Annotated in this window: 2 pseudogenes; both read left to right on the top strand. The window is 64.7% G+C overall.

Features of this window, described 5'->3' with window-relative positions:
- Nucleotides 1–279 (top strand): annotated as a pseudogene (locus EN925_RS38610) (HlyD family type I secretion periplasmic adaptor subunit); the annotation flags it as partial.
- 46 nt (nt 280–325) lie between these two features.
- Nucleotides 326–643, top strand: a pseudogene (locus EN925_RS38605) (SEL1-like repeat protein); the annotation flags it as partial.

Below are 643 nucleotides of genomic sequence, written 5' to 3'. Positions count from 1 at the left end.
CATGGCACTGTGCGCACGGTGAGCCCGGATTCCTTCTCGGCCCGGGAACAGGCGCGCGACCCGAACAGCTCGTTGGCCATGCTGCCCCCGGACGCTGACCTGTTTTACCGCACGCAGATTTCCATCGACGAGGTCGCCCTCCATGGCGTGCCCGCAAGTTTCACGATCGTCCCTGGCATGCCGGTAACCGCTGACGTCAAGGTCGGCCGCCGTACCGTGCTCAAGTATATTCTCGGCGCCATACTCCCCCTAGGCCAAGAAGCGATGAGGGAGCCATAGGCTCGGGCGCCGTGCGCGACAAACGGAGGTATGCGTTCTCGCATCGATGGCAATCCTTGACCGCCTGACTGCTTACGGTCCACCAGCGCTGGTATTGCGCCGGGCGATCCAGCTTTCTGACAGCGGCAAGCCTTTAGAAGCCTTTCCGCTGCTGGCAATTGCGGCACGCGCCGGGATTGTCGAGGCCGAATACCGCGTCGCTCGTTGCTATCTCGAAGGTTTGGGTGTGCCGCCAAGCCGGTCGGAAGGCGCGCGTTGGCTGCGGCGAGCGGCCGATCACGGCAGCCCCGATGCCCAGTCGCTCCTCGCCGCGCTTTACGTGGCTGGACTGGCGGCGCAGGAGCCCGACGGCAATGGCTTGGAA

The sequence above is a fragment of the Mesorhizobium sp. M7A.F.Ca.US.006.04.2.1 genome (assembly GCF_004022915.1).
Lineage (GTDB): Bacteria > Pseudomonadota > Alphaproteobacteria > Rhizobiales > Rhizobiaceae > Mesorhizobium > Mesorhizobium ciceri.
The sequence above is the reverse complement of the archived record's forward strand: the minus strand, read 5'-3'. Positions and strand labels throughout refer to the sequence as shown.